Source organism: Pseudoalteromonas sp. AWM4_233, assembly GCF_056158285.1.
On record NZ_JBSWSZ010000098.1, the window covers coordinates 1,540 to 2,215 of the forward strand.

Sequence of the window (676 nt, forward strand, 5' to 3'; positions counted from 1 at the left end):
TAAATAACATTACCAATTGCTAAGGTTAACGACGGTTAGATTCACCTCTTACACAGCACCTGTCGCTGTTGCTCGTTTAATAAACGCGTCTGCTGTGCATGTTTGCTCAACTCATCAAGTCCAAGCTTGGCATAGCTTTTCTCCATTATCTCAAGTGCTGTGATTAAATAGCTGCTTTGGGAAAAGTGTTCCACAACATATTTACCACGGTTAGCTGCGGCTAGATATGCCTCACGCTCAAAATAATATTCAGCTACTTTAATTTCGTAACGAGCCATTTTATTTAAAAGCCATACTAAGCGTTTTTTTGCTTCAGGTACATATGGGCTTTCAGGATAGCTATCTACTAAAGTTGAAAGATCTTGGAAAGCAACACGGGTGCGACTTGCATCACGGTCAGCTCTATCTATGCCGAAGTATTCTTGAAAGGCATTTTTATCGGCCTGAATATTAACTAAGCCACGCATAAAATACATGTAGTCTAAGTTTTTATGATTTGGGTTTAGACGAATAAAGCGGTCGATTGTTGCAAGTGCCTGATCAGTGTTTCCTGTTTTGTAATAGGCAAAAACGAGATCCATTTGTACTTGCTGTGCATGAGGACCAAATGGATAACGAGAATTTAACGCACCCAGTAGGTGCTGTGTAAGAGGTGAATCTAACCGTCGTTAACCTT

At 40.2% G+C, this 676-nt stretch carries 1 pseudogene; it reads right to left on the minus strand.

The window, feature by feature from the left end:
• Positions 1 to 41 precede the first annotated feature (41 nt).
• Positions 42 to 638: pseudogene (locus ACXAC4_RS21105) on the minus strand (outer membrane protein assembly factor BamD); the annotation flags it as partial.
• Positions 639 to 676: the final 38 nt, after the last annotated feature.